The organism is Mycobacterium sp. KBS0706, assembly GCF_005938675.2.
Taxonomy (GTDB): Bacteria; Pseudomonadota; Alphaproteobacteria; order DSM-16000; family Inquilinaceae; genus Inquilinus.
The window spans coordinates 1-1029 of sequence record NZ_VCCH02000293.1 but is presented as its reverse complement, the minus strand read 5'-3'; the positions used below and the strand labels follow the sequence as shown (position 1 = coordinate 1029).

Annotated in this window: 1 protein-coding gene; it reads right to left on the bottom strand. The window is 69.1% G+C overall.

Annotation, left to right across the window (positions count from 1 at the left end; translation table 11 throughout):
• Positions 1–4: 4 nt before the first annotated feature.
• Entirely contained in the window at positions 5–943 is a 939-nt protein-coding gene (locus tag FFK22_RS41895; protein WP_138893710.1) for an IS5 family transposase, read from the bottom strand.
• Positions 944–1029 lie beyond the last annotated feature (86 nt).

Here is a 1029-nt window from a genome sequence, read left to right as displayed (position 1 = left end):
GGCCTCAGGCGACCCTCTCGGTGACCGGCATTCCGATTTCGGCCATGCGGTTGAGCGCCTGGGCGAGGATCGCGGCTTCGACCTTCTGTGCGGGCAGACTCCGCCCGTGAAGTCGGTCACCGAAGCTGCGCTTCAGCCGCGAGAATGTGGCTTCCACCAGATTGCGGCAGCCGTATCCGGTCGCCTTCTCCCAGCCCGATCGGCCATGCTGGGCGATGAAACGGGCATGACGCCCGCGCTGGCTCAGCGGGTCGAGGCTGTCGGCGGCCCGGACCGCCGGCGACCTCGGCCGAAACACACCCTGCGGGATCGGAAGGGCCTGGCGTCGATCGATCAGGACCTGATAGGTCGGCGAGCCATCGTAGGCGCCGTCGCCGTAGACCCGGCCGATGCGGCCGTCGATCCGTGCCAGGAGAGCTGGAACGGCCTTGCTGTCGTGCACGCCCGACCGGGTGAGCTTCTCGCTCAGGATGCGCCCGGTCCGAGGATCGATGGTGATGTGAAGCTTCCGCCACGGCATCCGCCGGCCGGCCTGCTTCCGCCGAAGCCAGGAGCCGCGGCGGTACAGCCGCAGCCCGGTGCTGTCGATGACCAGGTCGACGCCCTCGCCGGCATCGACGTGCCGGTCGATCGCAAGGCGCCGGCCGCGGCGCGACAGGGTCGTGTGGTCCGGCACCGGGATCGCGATCTCCAGCATGCGGAAGATCGAGCCGACCAGTCCTTCGGTCTGGCGCAGCGCGAGCCGGTACACCGCTCTGACCGTCAGCGCCGCCTCGATCGCCGCATCGGAATAGGTCCGGCGGCCAGGCGCCCGCCACGTCTCGAGGGTCTCCGGCGCGATCCAGATGGTCAGATCGCCGCGTCGAACCAGCGCCCGATCATAGGCCGGCCAGTTCCTGACCACATACCGAGCCCGCTTCGGCGTGCCTCGACCTCTGCCCATCCCAGATCTCCGTCCAAGCTGGCCTGATACCCCCCCATTATCCGCTCGCCGGCTCGGCCTGGACAACTCGATCGTGCACCAAACCC

Bases quoted from the DNA above. Each gene is read 5' to 3' on its own strand.
- FFK22_RS41895 (WP_138893710.1), bottom strand. From the start codon at position 943: ATGGGCAGAGGTCGAGGCACGCCGAAGCGGGCTCGGTATGTGGTCAGG.